Source organism: Helicobacter canis (assembly GCF_008693005.1).
Taxonomy (GTDB): domain Bacteria; phylum Campylobacterota; class Campylobacteria; order Campylobacterales; family Helicobacteraceae; genus Helicobacter_B; species Helicobacter_B canis.
In genome coordinates this window covers 1-20983 of record NZ_VXKE01000018.1, presented here as the reverse complement: position 1 = coordinate 20983, position 20983 = coordinate 1, and the positions used below count along the sequence as shown (strand labels likewise).

18 protein-coding genes and 1 other RNA gene are annotated in these 20983 nt (G+C 42.8%); 7 read left to right on the top strand and 12 right to left on the bottom strand.

Features of this window, described 5'->3' with window-relative positions; translation table 11 throughout:
* Positions 1-336 precede the first annotated feature (336 nt).
* Both rnpB and F4V45_RS05945 read left to right on the top strand, forming a co-directional pair.
* Positions 337-687, top strand: an RNA gene (gene rnpB / locus F4V45_RS05950) — RNase P RNA component class A.
* Positions 688-748: 61 nt separating this feature from the next.
* Complete coding sequence (locus tag F4V45_RS05945) at positions 749-2884, top strand: heavy metal translocating P-type ATPase (RefSeq protein WP_150337489.1); 2136 nt, start codon at positions 749-751, stop codon at positions 2882-2884.
* A gap of 7 nt (positions 2885-2891) precedes the next feature.
* On the opposite strand, the gene ftsZ is transcribed toward F4V45_RS05945, so the two are convergent.
* The 10 genes from ftsZ to F4V45_RS05895 form a co-directional block, all read right to left on the bottom strand.
* The gene (gene ftsZ / locus F4V45_RS05940) at positions 2892-4043 is read right to left on the bottom strand and encodes a cell division protein FtsZ (RefSeq protein WP_150337488.1); all 1152 of its coding nucleotides are present in this window, start codon (positions 4041-4043) and stop codon (positions 2892-2894) included.
* Between the two features lie 12 nt (positions 4044-4055).
* Positions 4056-5492 carry a cell division protein FtsA gene (gene ftsA, locus F4V45_RS05935; RefSeq protein WP_150337487.1) on the bottom strand — a complete coding sequence of 479 codons (1437 nt, stop codon included), beginning with the start codon at positions 5490-5492 and terminating at the stop codon, positions 4056-4058.
* Positions 5493-5507: 15 nt separating this feature from the next.
* Positions 5508-6995, bottom strand: a complete 1488-nt coding sequence (locus F4V45_RS05930; protein ID WP_150337486.1) for a peptidylprolyl isomerase — start codon at positions 6993-6995, stop codon at positions 5508-5510.
* 115 nt (positions 6996-7110) lie between these two features.
* The gene (gene dsbI, locus F4V45_RS05925; protein WP_150337485.1) at positions 7111-8634 is read right to left on the bottom strand and encodes a disulfide bond formation protein DsbI; all 1524 of its coding nucleotides are present in this window, start codon (positions 8632-8634) and stop codon (positions 7111-7113) included.
* 9 nt (positions 8635-8643) lie between these two features.
* On the bottom strand, positions 8644-8811 hold the full coding sequence (gene dba / locus F4V45_RS05920) for a disulfide bond formation protein Dba (protein WP_023930129.1): 168 nt from the start codon (positions 8809-8811) through the stop codon (positions 8644-8646).
* A 109-nt stretch (positions 8812-8920) separates the two neighbouring features.
* Positions 8921-9499 (bottom strand): sugar O-acetyltransferase, encoded by a 579-nt coding sequence (locus F4V45_RS05915; RefSeq protein ID WP_150337484.1) that lies wholly within the window; start codon positions 9497-9499, stop codon positions 8921-8923.
* Positions 9500-9730: 231 nt separating this feature from the next.
* Complete coding sequence (locus tag F4V45_RS05910; RefSeq protein WP_150337483.1) at positions 9731-10132, bottom strand: MerR family transcriptional regulator; 402 nt, start codon at positions 10130-10132, stop codon at positions 9731-9733.
* A gap of 74 nt (positions 10133-10206) precedes the next feature.
* On the bottom strand, positions 10207-12786 hold the full coding sequence (locus F4V45_RS05905; protein WP_246145207.1) for a DEAD/DEAH box helicase family protein: 2580 nt from the start codon (positions 12784-12786) through the stop codon (positions 10207-10209).
* Positions 12776-14785 (bottom strand): DNA methyltransferase, encoded by a 2010-nt coding sequence (locus tag F4V45_RS05900; RefSeq protein WP_150337482.1) that lies wholly within the window; start codon positions 14783-14785, stop codon positions 12776-12778. The genes F4V45_RS05905 and F4V45_RS05900 overlap by 11 nt, the downstream gene beginning before the upstream one ends.
* A 168-nt stretch (positions 14786-14953) precedes the next feature.
* Positions 14954-15550 (bottom strand): peroxiredoxin, encoded by a 597-nt coding sequence (locus F4V45_RS05895; protein ID WP_023930110.1) that lies wholly within the window; start codon positions 15548-15550, stop codon positions 14954-14956.
* Positions 15551-15755: 205 nt separating this feature from the next.
* Here F4V45_RS05895 and F4V45_RS05890 point away from each other — a divergent pair, with 205 nt between their 5' ends.
* From F4V45_RS05890 to F4V45_RS05870, 5 genes are read left to right on the top strand one after another with little or no spacing between them, the layout of a single operon-like run.
* Positions 15756-16061 (top strand): YciI family protein, encoded by a 306-nt coding sequence (locus tag F4V45_RS05890; RefSeq protein ID WP_246145205.1) that lies wholly within the window; start codon positions 15756-15758, stop codon positions 16059-16061.
* A gap of 6 nt (positions 16062-16067) precedes the next feature.
* Positions 16068-16730: a DedA family protein gene (locus F4V45_RS05885; RefSeq protein WP_150337481.1), complete on the top strand. Its 663-nt coding sequence runs from the start codon at positions 16068-16070 to the stop codon at positions 16728-16730.
* Positions 16723-17451 carry an orotidine-5'-phosphate decarboxylase gene (pyrF, locus tag F4V45_RS05880; RefSeq protein WP_150337480.1) on the top strand — a complete coding sequence of 243 codons (729 nt, stop codon included), beginning with the start codon at positions 16723-16725 and terminating at the stop codon, positions 17449-17451. The genes F4V45_RS05885 and pyrF overlap by 8 nt, the downstream gene beginning before the upstream one ends.
* Entirely contained in the window at positions 17448-18308 is an 861-nt protein-coding gene (panC, locus tag F4V45_RS05875; protein ID WP_246145203.1) for a pantoate--beta-alanine ligase, read from the top strand. Before pyrF ends, panC begins: the two co-directional genes overlap by 4 nt.
* Before the next feature lie 20 nt (positions 18309-18328).
* On the top strand, positions 18329-19576 hold the full coding sequence (locus tag F4V45_RS05870) for an Opr family porin (protein WP_170235192.1): 1248 nt from the start codon (positions 18329-18331) through the stop codon (positions 19574-19576).
* A gap of 5 nt (positions 19577-19581) precedes the next feature.
* On the opposite strand, the gene F4V45_RS05865 is transcribed toward F4V45_RS05870, so the two are convergent.
* Together F4V45_RS05865 and F4V45_RS09940 are read right to left on the bottom strand one after the other, a co-directional pair.
* On the bottom strand, positions 19582-20289 hold the full coding sequence (locus tag F4V45_RS05865) for a glycosyltransferase (protein ID WP_281292479.1): 708 nt from the start codon (positions 20287-20289) through the stop codon (positions 19582-19584).
* A 41-nt stretch (positions 20290-20330) separates the two neighbouring features.
* A complete protein-coding gene (locus F4V45_RS09940; protein WP_281292478.1) occupies positions 20331-20651 on the bottom strand; it encodes a glycosyltransferase in 321 nt (106 codons plus the stop codon).
* Positions 20652-20983: the final 332 nt, after the last annotated feature.

The following is a 20983-nucleotide window of genomic DNA, read 5'->3' as shown; positions in this document are numbered from 1 at the left end:
GGAGTATTTAGGAAGTATGTTAGAATTTCAGTAGAGGTTGCCCAAGAGAGTTGCAGCCTCTCTTGGCGTAGCCTACTTCTCACAAAGGAGGTTACGATGAGTAAGATTTACCAGAAAATCTTAGTCGGCATTATACTGCTTTCATAGTCGTTCGCTTAAGCTCACTTAAGACCGCTTCGGCTAGAGTAAATCTAGCCTTGCTCCTAAAGGATTGAGCTATGACTACCCTTGCGGGTATTCATCAACTCGTTTTCTAAGGTTGTCAAGTGCTACTAGATAATCCATAGCCTACCTTTGAAATGCTAGGGGTTTTTGCGGATTTGCTATAATCTAGGGGCTGGTTTAGTGGCGGCTGCTCTTTATGCGCTATAAAGAGAGGAAAGTCCGAGCTACAAAGACAGGATTCCATTTAACAAATGGCTAGGGCGACCTAAGGGAAAGTGCAACAGAAAAGAACCGCCAAGCTAGATTCTAGTCCCCCCTAGAATCCACTTTGGTAAGGGTGAAAAGGTGGGGTAAGAGCCTACCGATTTTGCAGCAATGCACAATGTCAATGCAAACCCAATCCGTAGCAAGAAGAGCGTGGTAAATGTCTTAAATTTGCTCTTTGCTTGAGATATATTGTGAAATATATCCTAGATAAATAGCCGCCCTCGACAGAACTCGGCTTATACTAAACCAGCTCCTTACACAATCATTGCCTTTATGCGCTACACTTCGCCAAACCACTTCACTATATAGGTATCTTATGCACCAATATCGACTAGAGAATCTTGACTGCCCAAATTGCGCTGCCAAGCTAGAATCCACTTTGCGCAAAGATCAAGGCATAGGGCAAGCGCAGGTAAATTTCGCCACTAGCACCTTGCAGACTGATTGCAATGATATGCAAAAGCTTCAAGAAATTATCACGCAAGTAGAGCCGCAAGTGCGCCTATCGCACCTAGAAGAGAAGCAATCAGCACGCAAATTTCTTAGTGCTCAGCTATTTGTCTTGCTGGGGCTAATTGCTGTGTTTCTTACAAGCTTGGTGGTGGAGTATGCGCTGCTTGCACCACTAGAAAATACTAGGCAGGGGGATTATGAATCCTACAAAACTATGCTATGGCTAGGGCATATTGCGCTCTATATCATCGCAGGCAAAGAGGTCTTCAAGCGTGCCTTGCACAATGCTAGGCGCAAGGAGTTTTTCGATGAAAATGTGCTAATGATCGCAGCTTCTATTGCAGCATTTATCATTGGAGCAAGCGAGGAGGCAGTTGGGATTATGCTCTTTTTTGCTGTGGGGGAGTATTTGCAAAATGCCAGCGTGCGCAAAGGTATGGAGTCTATCAACGCTCTAGCTAATCTTGCCCCGCCAAAAGCCCATAAAATCCACAATGGAAAAACTATTGACATAGCAGCGCAAGAGCTTGTGGCAAATGATGAAATCATCGTGCTAGCAGGAGAAGTAGTGCCGGTAGATTGCGTGCTACTTGATGAGCTAGCTAGCTTTGATACAAGTGCCATTAGCGGAGAGTCCCTGCCTACTACAAGTAGCCAAAATGCCGAGATTCTAGCGGGATCGATTGTCTTGCACTCCCCAGCAAAACTACGCGCCTTACGCCCCTACCACACAAGCCAAATCGCCAAAATCACCGAGCTTATCGAAAACGCCACAGCAAAAAAGGCTAGGACAGAGAGCTTTATCACCTCTTTTGCTAGGTATTACACGCCTATTGTGTTTTTTGCCGCTTTGTGTATCGCCTTTGTGCCGCCAATTTTTGCAAGCGGTGCTTATAGCCAGAATCTCTATGAGTGGGCATATCGCGCAATTGTGGTGCTTATGGTAAGCTGCCCTTGCGCGCTTGTCATCTCTGTGCCGCTTGGGTATTTTGGCGGGATTGCCGCTTGCTCAAAAGCTGGCGTGCTGCTTAAAGGCTCAAACTACCTAGAAGCCCTAAGCCAGCTTAATATGCTAAGCTTTGATAAAACAGGCACGCTGACAAAGGGGGTGTTTAAAGTTACAGACATTGTGCCTGAAGAAGGTGTGAGCAAAAGGGAGATTCTAGGCTTTGCCGCGTGCGCACAAAATCTCTCAAACCACCCCATAGCCCAATCAATCAAACAAGCCTATATGGATATGGCGCACACGCATCACATCAGCGAGTTTGAAGAGTTTTCCGGGCTTGGCGTGCGCGCAGTGTGCGATAGCAAAGAAATCATCGCGGGTAATGACAAAATCTTGCATAAATTTTCTATCCCGCATAACACTTGTGATATAGATGGCACGATCGTGCATATAAGTGTAGATAAACGCTACCTAGGCTACATCACCATCGCTGATGAACTTAAAGCAGAATCTAAACGCGTGATAGATGAGCTAAAGCAGCTGCATATCACGCCAATTATGCTAAGTGGCGATGGGGCATATCCTTGCAAAATTGTAGGAGAGCAGCTCTCTATCGCGTATTATAGTGGGCTTCTACCGCAAGATAAAGCAGCACTTTTTACAAAGCTCAAGACAGAGAGCAGGGGTAAAATCGGCTTCGTGGGTGATGGGATCAACGATGCACCCACGCTCGCACTTGCTGATGTGGGGATCGCTATGGGAAGTGGGAGTGATCTCTCGCAGCAAAAAGCTGATATTGTCGTGCTTAATAGCTCGCTAGACTCGCTCCTACAAGCCATCAAAATCGCCAAAAAGACAAAAATCATCATTTATGAAAACATTGCCCTAGCACTTGGGATAAAGGGGCTATTTATCATCTTGGGTATTTTTGGGGTGGCAAGTATTTGGGAGGCGGTGTTTGGAGATGTGGGTGTAGCACTGCTAGCACTAGCAAATGCTATGCGCACAATGACAAGTGCCAACAGACTTACTAGCTCACCGAGCCATAAATAAATCTTATCTAGTCCTTTTTCGCTCGCTGCCACGCTGGGCTATCATAATCGACCACCTCATCACTTCCACTCGCACGCAGCAGTGCAGTAAGATCCATTTGAAGAGTTTCTTGCTGTGCTTTAGCCGCTGGCTGCTTGACTTCCTGCTGTGGAGCTTGATGTGAAGTAGTTATGCTTTTTTCAAACCCTGTGGCAATCACCGTTACACGCATAAAATCCAATGGACGACTTTCATCAGTATTTGTCCCCCAAATAATCTCTGCATCATCAGCATCAGCGACCTCGTGAATGTAGCTTAATGCATCTGTTAGCTGAAACATTGGGTGATCAGGGTGCATTTCAAAACTCAAAAGCACGCCTCTAGCCCCGCTTATGGAGAGATTGTCAAAAAGTGGAGATTCCACAGCATTGCGCAAGGCATCTATACAGGCATTCTCTCCAGAGCCTTCGCCTATGCCCATTAGTGCTAGTCCTTTGTGCTGCATAACACTAGTCAAGTCAGCAAAATCTACATTAATATCACCAGCACCATAGGTCAAAATCACGCTCGATATACCATTAGCCGCGCGCGCAAGCACATCATCAATATGGCGGAAGCTCTCTCTTAAGCCAGTATTTTTGCCAATGATAGATAGGACCTTATCATTGGGGACGACAATAATAGAATCTGTGATTTTATTAAGCTCATCAAACCCTCTTTGCGCAGTTTTTATGCGCTTATTGCCCTCCATAGTAAAAGGCTTTGTCGCAACAGCAACGGTCAATGCTCCCAAATCCTTAGCAATTTGCGCCACCACAGGAGCAGCTCCTGTGCCTGTCCCACCACCAAGACCAACGCACACAATCACCATATCTGCTCCACTCAAAGCCTGCTTAATCTCATCAGCACTCTCTAGCGCAGCCTTCTTGCCTACTTCATCATCTGCCCCAGCACCCAAACCACTTGTAAGCCGCTCGCCTAGCTGGATTTTATTTGGCACTGGGCTTACGCTAAGATGCTGATAGTCGGTATTTGCCACGATCAAAGTAAGATCTTGATGCTGGTTATTATGATACAGATGCGCTACCATATTTGAGCCGCCACCGCCCACGCCAACAACGACAAGCTTCGCCCCTTTTGTCTGCCTAATTTCTTGAACTTCTATGTGAGTATCTTGCATCGCACTTCCTTTCTAAAATAATTTCTCTGCAAACTTAGTGAAAGCCTGCTTTGCCTTGCTGAGAGAAGACTCTCCCTTACCCTGATCTGCCCTTGGTGAGCTTGCCTGTCCTCTCACCCCTTGAGCGAGATCTTCCTTGAGATTTGACAAATCCGTATCCAAGATATTTTGATAGTCGCGATTTGGAGCGTATGGGCTTGGCTGCGAGAAAGATGGCAAGGCGTCTTGATTCTTAGCTTCTTTATGACAAATCTTCATCATCGAATCACGCTCGTAATTCGTGCATTTACCAGCCCCATACCAAATCAATCCAAGCACCGTGGAATACGAAGGATCTCGCAGCTCATCATAAATCCCGGGCATTTCAATAGTTTTTGAAATCCTTGTGGGCATATTATGGAAAAACACCTTTGCAAGATCGCGGATACCCTGCATATTCATCATTCCACCCGTTAGGACAATCCCCGCGCCAAGCCTATCCTTAAGCCCGCTTTGATCAATATATCGAGCAAGCACGCCAAAAGTCTCCAGCACGCGCGCCTTAATCACTGCTTGCGCTTTAGCCAGCTCGACAAAATGCACTGCCTCATCTACACCAACAGATGGCACTTCAATCATTTGATCGCTTTGTATCTGCCCACCTGTCTCACTATCACTTTTTATGCCCAAATCTCCATAGCGGATTTTGACCTCTTCAGCAGCAGAAATCTTTGTGTTTAGCGTTATGGCAAGATCGCTTGTAATATGGTGCGATCCTACGCCAAAGAAATTGTTATAGCGCATAGCATTACCATCGTGGATCATAATCTCACAAGTGCTTCCGCCAATATCAATACACGCTACACCTAGATTCTTCTCATCATCGCTAAGCACAGCGATTGAAGAAGCATAAGAGGCTAGCACGATATTTTGTATCTCAACACCAGCTAGCTGGATTGTCCTGCGCAGATTCTCTAAGCTTGAGTGCTGCGCTGTAACAATATGCGCAAACACTTCAAGCCTACGCCCAGTCATACCCATAGGATCTTCTATGTGGTCTTGCTCATCAAGGCGGAACTTATATGGAAGCACATGAATGACATCGAATTCTTGCGGGATCGAGGCATTATAAACAGCATTATTAAGTGCTTTGCCAATCTCTCGAATGGTAATTTCATTTTCTGTAACATTATAGACACCAGAGCTTAATACACTTTTTGTATAAGCACCAGAGACAGAGACAATGGCTTTGTTGATAGATTCTGTGCCCTCAGCCTGACTCTTTGCTTCTTCTACTGCAGCCTTGATAGCCTTGCTCGCCAAATCGATATTGACAACCAAGCCCTTTTTAAGTCCCTGCGATCGATGCCTGCCCACCCCAATAATGTGTGGCACGCCATCACGCACACTAGCAATCACGGCACAGATTTTGCTAGAGCCTATATCGATGCCCAAAATCGTCTGATCCAAACTATCCTCCTATGCCTAAATAAACTTCTTAACCTTGTAACGCTGCTCCAAGAAGCTAAATACAAGCTTTGTCATAAGCTCCATTTTAACCTGATCAGCAAGCGCACCCACATAGCTATCCGCAGAGTTCATAGGCGACACAGACTGCGAAACAATCCTAAACAAAAACGCATTTTCGCCAATTATAGCATAATTTGCACTTTTATGGCTATCAAAGATATGCTGCAAAAGCCCCATAGATGTATAAAAATCAAGACTGCCAAGCCTGTATTGCTGCTTGGAAATCTCTGATTGTGTGGGGAATCTTGCTACAACCTTTTGCCCCTTAAAAGTCCCAAGTCGTGCTGATGCTAGCTTGTGAAGCTCCTTTAATCGCTCGCTTTTAATATATTCTTCTTGGATTTGCGCACGCACTTCACCAAACGGATATGGCTTAGGCTGGATCTTCTCCAATATTTTTAATGTGATAAAGTCATCGCCTAAAGACATAGGCTTAAGCACACTGCCTGCGGCACCAGAATCTAATGCTTGAAGAATCTCTTGGCTATATTCACTAGAATCTTGTGTGATCACCTGCTCTTTACTATCAGTTTGCTGTGATTTTTGTAGCTTGGCATACTCTTTAAGCGCGGCAACTCGTGCCTTTTGCTGCTGCAAGGCTAGAATGACTTGAGGCTTTATAGATTCCGGGATCTCTTTACTCTCTTGGGTAATGTAGTTTTGCTCATAGAATTTTTGCAGCTCTTCTTCATCATAGGCTTGGGACTTTGCTGGAGAAACAACCATCTCTACCTTATAGCTCGCTGGGGTTTGATAAGCGTCTTTATGCTCTTCCCAAAATGCCTTGAGCGCACTCTCACTAGCGGTGATTGCCACGCTTGTGCCATAGATCACTTCTAGCTCTACAATATCCTGCAAAGCAAAGCCAAAGCTCAAGGCACTACGCTCAAGCGGTGTAGCTGGTAAGGGCTGCTGCGCGATAAGCTGTGGAAACAAGAGTCCTAAAATCTTATTTGTGAGAAGCTGCTGCCGCACTTGCTCCTCGAAATACTGCTTTGTAATCCCACTAGATGCGATAAATTGGTCATACTTCTTAAGATCAAATACCCCATCTGTGCGAAAAGGCTCATAGTCTCTCCCCGCACTAATCTCTTTGGCAATCTCCTCATCACTCACACGCAAGCCCAGATCTAGCGCGTAATTACGGATAAGCGCATTAGAGATGAGATTGTTTAAGACATATTGATCAAGCCCCATTTCCTTAGCTTGAGCTTCATCTAAAGCGCCCCCTTGCTGGTAATTGCGGCGATCAAATTCGTTTTGATATGCTTGGGCAAACTCTGCCTTGCTAATATTTATCTGCCCCACTTTTGCCGCAGAATTTCCAGAGAGAGAGTAGTCATAAACCCCCCAAGCAAAGCCACCAGCACCAATAAACGCTATCGCGCTAATCCAAATAGTAACCACAAGCCACTTTTTGTGCTTTTGCATCCATTCAATCATTCATTTATCCTAAACACACAAATAAAGCGCGATTGTAACACAGAAAACCATTATCCACAATAACGCAGCCCCACTTCACAGCCAAACTAAAGCCCACTATGAGGCTTGCTAGATTCTAGCGCAAGTGATATAAGATGTTTTTGCCATCTTGATAGGAGAGAATTGAGACCACATTAGAGTCCAGCACCAAAGCGCGCGCATTGCTAATCTCACTAGGGTAGCTCCATACACGCACGATCTCTTCGCTTACTGGGCTAATTTCTGCAATCACATTGTAATTCTTGCTAAGTGCTAGAATATTGCCATTGTGGATTGTAAGCGCAGTGATGTAGAGCTCGCCCAAACTGCGCGTATCCTTTAAATCCGCCTTTGGGGTAAATTCACCAGATAGGATTCTATCACTAAGGGCGTATTTACTGATGACAAAGCTTTGCTTATCAAGGTTGTTTGGCAGTGTCGCCATATAGAAATACCTAGAATCTGCTGCAATACTTCCAGTGTGGTGGAATTTCGAGCGCACGGTATCAATTCTTCCGCGCCCAAGCCCGCTGCCCTGTCCTTCAAATCTATCACCCCCACGCACAAAGTCTGCAAACTGCAGGGCTTCATCTGCATTGTCATTTTTCCCAAAGCACAAGTAGGTTTTGTTTGAACCCATAAGGATATATTTGCCATTAAGGTAGGGGATCACACCAATGATTGGATCAATGGTCGCGGAGAAAAATGGATCAATCTCAAAGCTATCGATGATCTTGTGAGCACGATCCATAAATAGCACTTCAAACTTCGAGCTGCCGACAAACTCACCATCGATATAAGCAAGGGAGTTTAAAGGCTGCGTAATGGGCAGCTCTTGCGCAGATTGTATATGCAGCTCTCTATCAATGCGCGCAAAAGGTGAGTTTGCGCTCTCGTTATCAAATGTAATGCCAAGCTTTTTTTCATTAGGGGCGAACGCATAATCAGGTGCTTTGACATTGCGCTTCCCAAGAAATGAAAAATCGCTATAGATTTTCTTTGTCCCCTCACTTGACCAAATGATATATTTTGGGTTAAGCGAGAAGCGCACGGGATCGCTCTGCCCGCTAAAAGGTGGCACACCAGTAGCAACAAAAGCCTGAAACACATTTGAAGCAATCACCACAGCACTTATAACAAACGCCCCCAGCGCAAAGCCACCAAGCTTACGCACTTTCTCGCCATTCATCTCTTGCTCAAATGCTCCAAACCTAGGTGCTAGATAAAACATCGCCCCAAGCAGCACGACAACTGCCCAAAACACCACCTCTGCCCAAAAATATGTGTGCAGCCCAAACACCTGCAAACTAAAGCCCTGATCCAAATCTCTGTGCGCGTGGTTACCATAATGAGAGAAGCTTTGATACAAGCCAAATGCCGCCATAATAAGTAGCCAAGCGATGTATTTTCCTTTCACACCATAGCGCACGATAAAAAACGCCACCACGCCGATAAAAATCATCGACTCTCTCTGCGCCCAGCAAAGTGTGCAAGGACTATCGCCAAGCATATAACCAAAGACAAAATTTGCAATACCAACAGGCAGAAGAATGATCAAAAACCCAGCCCAGCACATAAGTGTGTAAAAGTTTTTCGCTTTTGCTAATTCTTTTTCTTGCATTATTGCCCCCTAAAGATTCATAATTGTCAAAAATGCGCCAGACTTATGCCCGATGAACATAAATGTCATAAGTGCCCAAGAAGCGATCACAAGCCCAAAGGCAAGCTGCTCTTTTTCCGGCTTTTTGATAAGCAACACCACTGCGACAAGCACCAATAGCAACTCCAAAAACTCCATACTAGTCCTTTTAGCCATTTAAGATAATGGCGCATTATAGTCAAAAATATGCGAAACTACGCACAAACATATAGATTCTAGCTACTTTGGCATTTAAAGCAAAAAAACTTCAAAGCCTTTTTAGAATCTTCGCAGGATTCCCGCCGACAATGACATTTGGCGGGACATCTTTAGTTACCACGCTTCCTGCGGCAATGATTGAATTTTCCCCAATGGTAACGCCCGGGCAAATCGTGGCATTTATCCCTATCCACACCCTATCTTTTATCACAATGGGCTTACAAAAAGTCGCCTTGCGATTATAGGGGTTAAAATCGTGATTGATTGTGGTTAAGCACACTTTAGGAGCGATAAACACATCATCGCCGATTGTAATCCCGCCTCTATCCATAAAAGTGCAAGCTTGATTCATAAAGAAGTTTTTGCCTACCTTGATATTGCGTCCAAAATCCACATAAAAAGGCGGGATAATCCAAGTGCTAGAATCCACCTCATAGCCTACAATCTCGCTAAAAACAGCCCTTGCGGAATCTTTATCTAGTGCTTGTGTGTTTAGCTTATGGACTAACTTTTGCGTGTTTTCTATAACGGCTAAAATCTGTGAGAAATCCTTATCATCTGGGCTTATTAGCTCTCCATTTATATCCCGTGTGAAAATGTCTCTGTTTATGTTATTTATATCTTGCATAGTTGTATCCTTGTAGGTTTTTATAGAATCTAGTGGCAATCTTGCGATTAAGATTCTACAATAAAAGTATAAAGCCTGACACCTAGTGTCTGTCAAGGCGAAAATGCGAGATTCTCTATTTTATTGAGATAAAAGGGAGTAATTTATAAGAATCTTAAAATTAAGTGTAAGCTAGGGCAATCTAGGGGATTTATAGCCTATTTGGTGAGAATTATGCAATTTTAGCAATCTTTAACACCGCTTTTTACACTCTTTATAATCCCTGCTTTGTGGGTTAAAGGTATCCACACCCTTTTCTATCATCTCATCATACATTCTAAGTTTTGTCTCTAGCCTTTGTGAAATCTCTTGCAGCGAAGCGATGTGTGCTTGTAAATTCGCATAGCTTTTTTGCAATAATGCCCTGCGTTTTGTGGCAGTTTTAATGCCCCCGCTTAAAGCCTCCGCATACTCTCTAATTTCTTTCAAGCTCATTCCACACTGCCTAAGCCACTCCATATCACTTTTTGCAAAGTAACGCACCCCATTTTCATCGCGTTCCACAAAGGGAAATAGCCCCTTATCAAGCCAGAATCTAATCTTTCTTGAAGGGATATTTGTTGCCCTCTCAACCTCTATGATTGTATATGCCATTTGTTGTCCTTTATAGCATTTTTATCGTATCAAGGTTTAAGCTAAATTATACCCTTTATAGATTCTCATTTCTTTTACACCCCCAACACCACTTTTCTAAATTCGTTTTGAAACTCCACTTGCTTTTCTTTATCACCGACACTAAAAAACCCAAGTCCCCTTAGCCTTAGATTCTTAGCATTCTTCTCCCTCTCTCTCACGCTTTCAAACTCCCTCTCTAAAGTTAGCAAAAGATTCTCTTTCCACTCATTATTAGCTAAATACTCCCCCTTAGCCTCTATCACGCATTCAAATAGCACTTCCTTATTATCCCCACTCACACCAAAAAACACAAAATCCGGGTTAAACCCCCGCACCTCCCCCGCATTATCCCTGCCAAAAAGCTTAAATTCACTAAAGCATTCATTGCGTATCACGCACCAGTGCTGATACTTTTCATCTAGCCTGTCTTTATACTCATTGATAAAGTCTAAAAACGCCCCTTCATAGCTAGAATCCGCTTTTAGCATTTTGTCATACACAAGCCATTGATATTTGCTTTTTTCTAGCTCTTTTTCACTCCATAGCTCTCTAGCCTTTAGCGTAAAATACTTTATCCTAAATGGCTCTATCTCCCACTTTGCACCCTTAGCGTTTAGAATCTCTTTTAGCCTTTTTACTATGAAAGTTGCGATATGCAGTTGCGATGCTCTGCTAAATTCCTGCCTTTTGTGAAACCGCACTTCAAGCGTATATAAATGCTTTTCTATAAATTCCCTTTTACTCCCCACTTCACGCAGATTTTTTAGCATATTAAAGCCTATGTCCTCTTTATTCATAGCCTTTAGAAACACAGCTTTATTGATAGATTTTAAGCTCTTTATAGCAAATTCATCTTCGCTAAATTCTTGCTTTTTATAGGCTTCCACTTGCGATTTTTCCCTGCTATTTAAGAGTGGTATAGAGAGTGTGCTTATAGTATTTTCTATCTCTTTTGCTTTATGAAACAAACTCTCATTTTCCTTAAGCTTTCTTATATCATTACTCATTATAGGTAAGCTTAGGTTCTCATCGTGTTTTGCAACATCTTTAGAATTTTGTGTCGCATTTTTAGCAAACTCCCTTGCAAGTGTGAGTGCCTTGTTTTGCGGTTGTAGTTTGTAGAGAGTCCTTGTATCTTGTGCGGGGGTGCCTTGATTTTCTAGCTCTTTTTGTAAAGCAGTGATATAGCCACTCTCATTGAAAGAATGATAGCTCAAAGCCTCTAGCACATCTAAGGCATTTTGCTCATTGTCAAACTTCCTTTTACCCACTTCATAGCCCTCTTTGTAGTCAAAGGGATAATACCTAGCCCCTCTCCCTATAAGCTGGGCATTGCTCGTTGTTTTATTATTATCCTTAGCATTATCAAGCCGCACGATGTCATAGAGATTTAGCACATCCCAGCCCTCATTTAGCCTATCTACGGCAAATATCACACGCAAAGCATTATCCTTAGATTCTAAAGTATTGACCCTTTTTTGATTTGCTTGCAAGTCTGTTTCATCATTCATATTTATGCAGTAGCTTTTATCAAAACTCGCCTTTATATGCTCTGCTATCTTTATCGCATAGTTTTCAAACGCCTTTTCAAAATAGCCCTTTGCTTTTTGTAGTAGCTCCTCCCCACTAGAATCCACCCTAGCAAAAAAGCGTTCAATCTCTCTAAAATCCAGCTTTTCTAAAAACTCATAAAAGTCCTTTTCATTCTCCTTTGACTTAGCGATACTCCCACTTTTAAAGAGTATCACAGGCTTGACATACACGCTAGAATCTCTGCCTACAAACTGCCGAAAAAGGCTCAAAATACACGCCCCTAAAAATAGCTCCTTTAGCTCCCTACTCTCATATTTGACTAAAAAGATTTTCTTACTATATCTATCGTTATAAAACTGCTTCAATGCGTATTCATACACGATTTTATCTCTATATTTTTCTAGCACTTTTTCATCATTTGGTATCGTAGCACTAAATTCTAGCAAGAGATTTTCGCTATTTTGTTGCAAGGCGTTTTTTATCGTGCCCTCCCAGCTTTGCTTTTCTATTTCTTGTGCTTTAGTTAGCTTACTTTTGGTATCTGTGTTTAGATGATGTGCTTCATCAGCGATAAGCACTATTTTACGCCCTTTTAAGTCGGCTAGAGTTAGGCTATTTTCTCTCTCTTGGGTGAAAAGTGAGTGCAGTCCTTGAATGGTATTAAAGCTTATATTTATGCTTTCACTATCACACGCACTAAAGCTATCCACACTTCTCACTTCCACGCGTTTAGAATCTATGATGATACTCTCACTAAAGAGATATTTGCTACTTGCCTTATTGCAAAAATTATCCCTAGTCTTTTCCACAATCGCACTAGAATTCACAAAAAACACAAACTCCCTATATCCCCTTTTATACAAATCCAGCATTAACGCCGCCATTATGAGCGTTTTCCCACTGCCTGTTGCCATATTAAAGAGTAAATGATTTGTATTAGGCTTTTGCCTTTGTAGGAGGTAGTGTTGCAAGGCTTTTGTTTGATACGCTCTTAAATCCTTGCTTAGATTCTCACTTATATAGCTTGGTATCTCTATATTTTGAAATTCTAAGGCATTTTCTAGCTTTTGACTTAGCTTTTGTGTATTTTCACTCATCATTTTCCCCATAAAAGATTTTATTTAGCTCCCTTAGCTCCTTACTCACTCCACACTCACTATCATCTATATCATCATACAAAACATAGTCCATATTAGAATCCAAAATCACATATAAAACCTTTAGTTTTTCATCTACACTTAATGCGTGAAATTCCTTGTCTTGTAGCATTGCTTGTATATCCACTCTATAATCTACAAAGGCTTTAGATTCTAAATCGTTGTAGATTTTTTCTAGTTCTTTTTCCACTTCTTTGTCATTGCGAGATTTTGCATTAGTAAAATCGTGGCAATCCACACTAGAATCCACTTTTTGATTATGGAAAGCTTGAGCTTCGCCTCGCAATGACAATAGCTTTTCTTTATACACTGCATTTAAAGGCATAAGCTCCGCATAGATCAAGCTCCCACCTCCACTCCAGCCTACCGCTTTACTAATGCCCCCTTGCTCTCCATTTATCACCTTTTTTAACCGCTCTTTTGTGATAGATTCTATATAGTCCATTTGTTCAATCCCTATAAATCGCCTTTTCATTTTATGTGCTACGGCTAGAGTTGTGCCACTTCCTGCAAAAAAGTCCATTACTAAGTCGTTTTCATTTGTGGATATTTCTATAATCCGTTTTATAAGGGCTTCGGGCTTAGGTGTAGCAAAAAGCGTTGTATTGTCATTTTCAAAAAGGACTTTTATTTCTTGTTTAGCTTTTTGAGTATTGCCGACTTCATCTTGTGTCAAAAGTGTGTTGTGAATCACGCCTTCTTTTATTTCACTTAGAAATTTTTTTAATCTCGGCGTATTTTTTCCGCTTTCCCCAAACCACAAGCGATTTTCTTTGTATAACTTTTCTAAATTTTCTTTTGAAAATCTAGGATAAGTTCCTGTCGGTGCTTCCCACTCAACGCCATTATCAAATTTAATTCTGTATCGCATAGAATCTGTTCCGCTTTTTGCCTGTAATGTAATTGAAGTCCAAACGCCTCTTGGGTCGTTGTCTGGGTTTTTGTATTGTTGTAGCATTTCTAGCGTTCGTTCTAAAAGGTTGGGTTTAAAGCATTCTTTTTTCTTTGCATAATTTAAAATATATTCGTGATTAACGCTATAAAATTTTGCATCATTTTGTCTGCCCCCCTTTTTTTCCCAACAAATTGTAGCTACAAAATTATCCCGCCCAAATATCTCATCACATAGCACTTTTAAATATGCCTGTTCGTTATCATCACATTGTATAAATATCACGCCATCATCGCTTAAAAACTCCCTTGCAATTTCAAGGCGATTTTTCATAAAGGTAAGCCAAGTAGAGTGATTGAAGTTATCATTATAATTAAAGCTATCATTGCCTGTATTATAAGGTGGGTCAATATAGATTAGTTTTACTTTATTTGCAAACTTCTTTTTTAAAGAATGCAAAGCTAAAAGGTTATTGCCTTTTATTAAGAGATTAGCCCCTGTTCTTAAACTATCTTTAAGCTGCCGCTTCGTTCGTTCGTTCGTTCGTTCGTTCGTTCGTTCGTTCGGTTGGTTGGTTGGGGCGGATTTTGGGAATGAATCTTGGCATTCTATGAGTTCAAAATTGTGAAGCACCTTTTTAGAAAACAACACATCAATTTCACTTTTTTCTAACACTTCGTTAAAAAATATCTCCTTGCTCTTTTGCTCATCTTTGCTTTGTGCGCCCTTTAGAACGCAGTCTTTAAAGGGGAAGTTTAGCACCACTTTTGAAGTGGTTTCAAAGCTAGAATTTAAGCCGATTTTATTACTAAAAGCAGTGTAGGATTTATCAAGCATTCTCAACTTTAAAAAGTCTAAGAATTTATCCTTTTCAAAGACCGCTATGCTATCAATGCGTGTGAAAAACCGCTCTCTAAACTCGCTAGATTCCAGCAAAAAGCTTAAAAGCTCTCTATTAGAATCTATGGCTAAAAAACGCACATTTTCTAAGCTAGTAAATTTTTCTTGTAAGATTTGTAGCAAGCTATGCTCTTGTTTAGATTTTGCCATTGTTACTCCTTGTCGTTATTGCATATAAAGTATAGTCCAATACTAGGCATTTTTATGCCATTATTTAGGGTGATATATTGCATTTATTGATCTTTGAGATATTTTTAGAATCTGCCTAGCTAAACTAGGCAAGAATATGCGCCACAAGGGCGCGAAGTCAAAGTGTAATTATAGCTTGTCGGCATTTTTTGCTAGGTAGTCAGCTACACCTTGGGCGGTTGGCTTCATACCATCTTGTCCTTTTTGCCAGCCAGCTGGACATACTTCTCCGTGCTCTTGGAAGAACAACAACGCATCAGCCATACGAAGCATTTCGTCCATATTGCGTCCAAGTGGGAGGTCATTGATCACAGCGTGGCGGACAACTTGGTCTTTATCAATCAAAAAGCTACCGCGCAATGCCACAGCACCATTGATTAGCACATCATAATCCCTAGAAATTTGCTTGGTAATATCAGATACCATAGGGAAGCTCACATTACCAATGCCACCTTGATTAACAGGGGTGTTTCTCCATGCAAAATGCACTACATCAGAGTCGATAGACACGCCAATGACATTAAAGCCTTTTTCTTGGAAATCTTTTACGCGGTGATCCATAGCAAGAATCTCACTTGGACAAACAAAAGTAAAGTCCTTGGGCCAGAAGAATACAACTGCGCCATTTTTGCCGAGATTTTTGCTTAGCTCAAAATTCTCTACAATTTGTCCATTTGCCAAAACTGCTGGAGCCGTAAAATCTGGTGCTTTTCTTGTTACTAACATACAAATTCTCCTTGAAGCGAAATAAATTTGATAATAATCAAGAATTATTATCATTTGTGTATTGTAGCTAGCAATGGTTAATAATCCGCCCAAACATTAGCAAATAGAGACCCATAGCCACTTTTAGCCTAGAGTTTGCGAATTTTTGCTACCATTATGGGCTTAATCACCCAAGCAGACCAAATCACACCAAAAGGATTATTTTATGGATTCTACCCATCTCTTTCTTATAGATGTCGCCTATATGGCTGATTTACCGACGATAGAGACACACCTAGCAGAGCATAGGGCATATCTTGCTAAGAGCTATGAAGCTGGCTTTCTGCTTGCTTCTGGTCCCAAAACTCCGCGCACTGGCGGTATGATTATTGGGCGTTTTACCTCAAGGGAAGAAGCGCAAGCTTTTGCTAATAATGATCCATTTGCCCTAAAAGGTGTAGCAAGCCACACCATAGTAGAGTTTGATCCTGTGCTATACGCCAAAGACATTGCCGAGTTTTTGACAAAGTAGGCAGATATGAATGACATAATCCACTTTATCGTCGATGCAGTTGGCACGCTTGGGTATGTAGGCATATTTTGTATGATGTTTTTAGAATCTAGCTTCTTCCCTTTTCCATCAGAAGTAGTGATGATCCCTGCAGGCTATCTTGTCTATAAAGGCTCTATGGATATGAGCTTAGCACTTGCAGCCGGGGCGGCAGGCAGCCTAGCTGGGGCGATATTTAACTATGTTTTAGCCCTGTATTTTGGGCGCGCATTTGTAGTGCGCTTTGGAAAGTATGTGTTTTTTAGCGAGCAAACAATGGCAAAAATGGAGGGCTACTTCTCACGGCACGGAGAAATTAGCACATTTTTAGGGCGTTTAATACCCGGCGTGCGCCAATACATCTCCTTGCCTGCTGGACTTGCTAAGATGAATCTCTGGAAATTTAGCATTTATACAACCCTTGGCGCACTCATTTGGATCACTATTCTAGCGGTGTTTGGCTACTATGTGGGCGAAGTATTTGGTGATGATTTAAGCGCGAGCGGAATTGCTAATGTCTTAATTGACAAAGCCACGACTTTTGATATTAGAAAGTCCTTGCACATTATCGTGCTATCCACCCTTGGAGCAGTCGCGCTCATCGCACTGCTTTATATCCTATGGTATAGAAGAAAGCACAAAAATGCCTAAAGCCCCCCAGCTTGTCCTAGCCCTAGATCTCCCAAGCTTAGAAGAAAATCTCGCCTTAGCGCGCATTGTTGGCAGTAGCCCTAAGAGAGAGAATATCTGGCTCAAAGTGGGCTTGCGCGCCTTTATCCGCGATGGTGCAAAAGGTGTGGAGATGATCAAAAAGACAAGTGGAGCTAGAATCTTCCTAGACCTTAAGCTCTATGACATTCCTAACACAATGGCAGATGCGGCTAATGAATGTGCGAATTTAGGCATAGATATGATGACTATCCACGCAAGCTCTGGGCTAGAGGGTATGTGCGCTGTAATGCAAGCCCTAGCTAAAAGCGCGCCCGATATGAAAGTAATGGCAGTAAGTGCGCTTACAAGCTTTGATGATAGGAGCTTCTATGCAGTATATGGGAAAAAGGTAGATTCTGGTGTGTGCGACCTAAGTGCGCTTGCTAGTGAAGCTGGGGTAAGTGGTATGGTCTGCTCCGTGCTAGAATCTAGCGCGATTAAGGCAGCGCACAGCCACCTACTCACCCTAACCCCCGGAATCCGCCCGGCACAGGATCAAAAGCCAGATGATCAAAAGCGCACCGCCACAATCCAAGAAGCCATAAACGTGGGGGCGGATTTTCTTGTCATCGGTCGCCCTATCTATACAGCGCAAGATCCCAAAGCTGCCATAGAATCTGCGCTTATGCAGATAGATTGCCTGCAAGGTGGCTTGCAATGAGCTCTATGGCAATTTTGCGCACAAAGCAAGAGCTGCTAGATTTTAGAGCCACCCTAGATCCTAGACAAAGTCTAGGGCTTGTGCCGACAATGGGGGCTCTGCACAATGGGCATAAATCCCTAATCCAAGCAAGCACGCAGGCAAACCCCCACACCATTGTCTCAATCTTTGTAAATCCTACACAATTTGCCCCAAGTGAAGACCTAGCACGCTATCCGCGCACATTAGAGAGCGACTGCGCACTCTGTGAGACGCTTAATGTAAGCGCGGTATTTGCCCCAAGTGTGGAAGAAATATATCCTAGCAAGGCGCAAGGCGTGCTTGATGAAGTAAGCCTACTTCCGCCAAAGTCTATGGGCTATGTGCTAGAGGGCTTTGCGCGCCCCACACATTTTGCCGGGGTGCTACAAATTGTGCTAAAGCTCTTTATGCTTACACGCGCGCACAACGCATACTTTGGGCAAAAGGACGCGCAGCAGCTTTTGCTCATTAAGCGTATGGTGCGAGATTTATGTCTGCCCATTGACATACATAGCTGCCCCATTGTGCGCGATGAGCTTGGGCTAGCCCTTAGCTCGCGCAATGCTTATTTGAGCCCTAGCGATCGCACACAGGCACTAAGCTTGCACAAGGCACTAGAATCCATTAAGCGCGCTTATGATCAGGGTATAACAACAAGCCAAGAGCTGCAAAACATAGGCAGAGCAGAGCTTAAGGGTATGGATATAGAATATCTTGAAATCATTGATGAAAACCTATCGCTTGTAGAAGATTTGCGCCACGCCTATGGCGCGCGCATTGTCGTGCTAGCGGTAAATGTCGGGGGAGTTCGACTATTGGATAATATATGGCTATGAGAGTCAATCAAGGAGCAAGTATGAAAAAAGTTTTTTCTATCATCTGCGCGCTAGCACTTAGCGTGCAGGCGAGCTTTGGGTTTGAGAGCATTGATGAAGCGTTGAAAAATGGCGTAAGCAAGGGCGATGTGATTTTGTATGGGAACTATGTGGGGCTACAAAAGGGCGGTGCCACTGCCATAGGAGATGAGTCATTAGGGCTTGCGCACTATGCCTACTTAGGAAATCTGGGCTATCTTATGGGCAATGTGGGGCTAAGCTATACTTCTGGCTTCTACAAAAATTTCCGCGCTTCTATTGGATTCCGTGCGGTGGCGTCATTTTATGATGCACACGCTGGATTTTTCCCACCCACTGGCGGCAAGGGCGATACAAAAGCCGACTTTTTCAACCAAAATCAAGCTGCCATCGCAGAATCCTTTATCGAGTATTTTGATGGCGATACAAGTCTAAAAACAGGGCGCATAGCCATCGCGAATGATTGGGTCAATGTGCTTGCTGATGGAGTGTGGCTGCGCAATCGCTCCTTTGAAAAACTCTTGCTTGAAGCATTTTGGGTCAATGACTTTGGGCGCATTGACTACTATCAAATGACTAGATTCTACCGCCCTACAAAAGTCGGGCTCTACCACACAGGCTTAAAATACTATATCCTAAATGACGCTCTAAGTGCTAGAATCTACACCTACTTCGCACCGCCGATTTTCACCGCTGTGGGGGGCAGAATCGATGGGAAAATTTCGTTTTTGGACTTTGATTTGAAAGGAAATGTAGGCTACGCATATAGCATTGAGCACAAGAACGCACTCCCTACAAGCAATCTCATCAACGCTGGCAAAGATGGCAATGCCCTTTATGCACAAGCGTCATTTGGGCTACCCAATGTCTTTGACATAGCAGTAGGCTATATCCACACAGGCAAAGAAGCTGGCTGGGGGAGTCTGGCAATTATGGGCAATAGCATTGATCCATTTTTCATCTGGGGGGGCAAGGTGCTAAAAACACAGCCAAATGTCAATCTCATCTATGCTAAAGTCGCCACAAAGGTCGAGCGATTTAACTTCCTTATCACCTATGGTGCAAGCTTCTATGACTACAACTCTGGCACCAAAATTACCAAAGCCAACCAAAACGAGCTAAATCTCGCTATGGAAATAGGCTTCACGCGCAATGTTATAGGTGTAATCAATGTGCTAAATACACATTTAGACTCTCTTGGTGTGCCTACGATGACACAGGTCAATGGCGGCTTGCGGCTAACTTTCTAGCAAGCCTACATATCCGCATCGCGCAACATTTCTTTGACTATGTATTTTGGGCGCGCTTTGATCTCTTGATATGCCTTGCCAATATACTCTCCAATGATCCCAAGACTTAAAAGCTGCACCCCGCTCAAAAAGCACAAAAGCACCGCAAGAGATGTCCAGCCTTGCACTGCCTGATGTGTAAAGATCTTTACCCATAGCACATAGAATCCAAACAAAACAGACAACACAAAGAGCGCGCCCCCAACCGCACTCACAAATCGCAAAGGCGCGATAGAAAAGCTTGTGATACCACTCCACGCAAAAGAAAGCATTTTTCTAAGGCTGTATTTAGACTCGCCAGCAAATCTTGGCTTCACATCAAAATACACAATATCCTGCTTAAGCCCTATGTCTAGCACAATGGCGCGCAAGAACAAATTAGATTCTCCATATTGAAACAACGCCTTGAGTGCCCTATGACTAAGCAAGCGATAATCGGCGTGATTTTTTACAATCTTTACCCCAAATACCTTCATAAGCTTGTAGAAAAATAGCGCGCTATATTTTTTAAACACAGAATCTGTGTCTCGATCATTGCGCACGCCAAGCACCACATCAGCACCATTGCAAAACTTCTCCACAAACTCTATAAGCTTCTCTTCATCTTGCTGCAAATCACAATCAATACTAATGGCACAATCACACTTGCCAAGCGCGTAATGTAGCCCAGCCAAAAGCGCACTTTGATGACCAAAATTCCTTGCAAGTTTTATGGCTAGAAATTGCGGCTGGTTGCTCTTAATGGGGGGGGGGGGGGGGAATTTAGCGCAGGATCTCTCATATATCGCTCATCAAAATGCGCCTTGGCAATCTCCCAAGTCCTATCGCTACTACCATCATCGACAAGCACTAATGCACTTTCTTTAGCTATGGCATTAGATTGTATCATCTGTGTGAGTTTAGATTCTAGCACACACAAAGACTCTAGCAGCACCTGCTCCTCATTAAAAGCTGGCACAACTAGATATAGCTTAGGGCTTGCAGCCACTCTTTTTGCACTCATTCTCTTACCGCCTGTGGATAAAATTGGTAGCATTAGAGCATAAAACTGCTTAACAACACTTGAGCATAGTCTAGCTCTATATGGAATCTAGCTTTGCCCTAAGTTTTTATCGACAACAAAATATATCTGCCTAGACAGGATGACCACCAAACCATCACTTTTTGCTTCCTAGTTTCACTTCACCAACAAGAACTTTACATAACTTTAATACACACAAGCGTGCCACTCTCCCCAAACACCATATAAAGCCATCTACCCAACACATACCAACAAACAGAAGATAATAAAAACAACTAGAATCTAAAAAACAAAGAGCAACAAACAACAAGTAAGAATAAAGAAATTATCGCAGTAGCAAAAAAAGA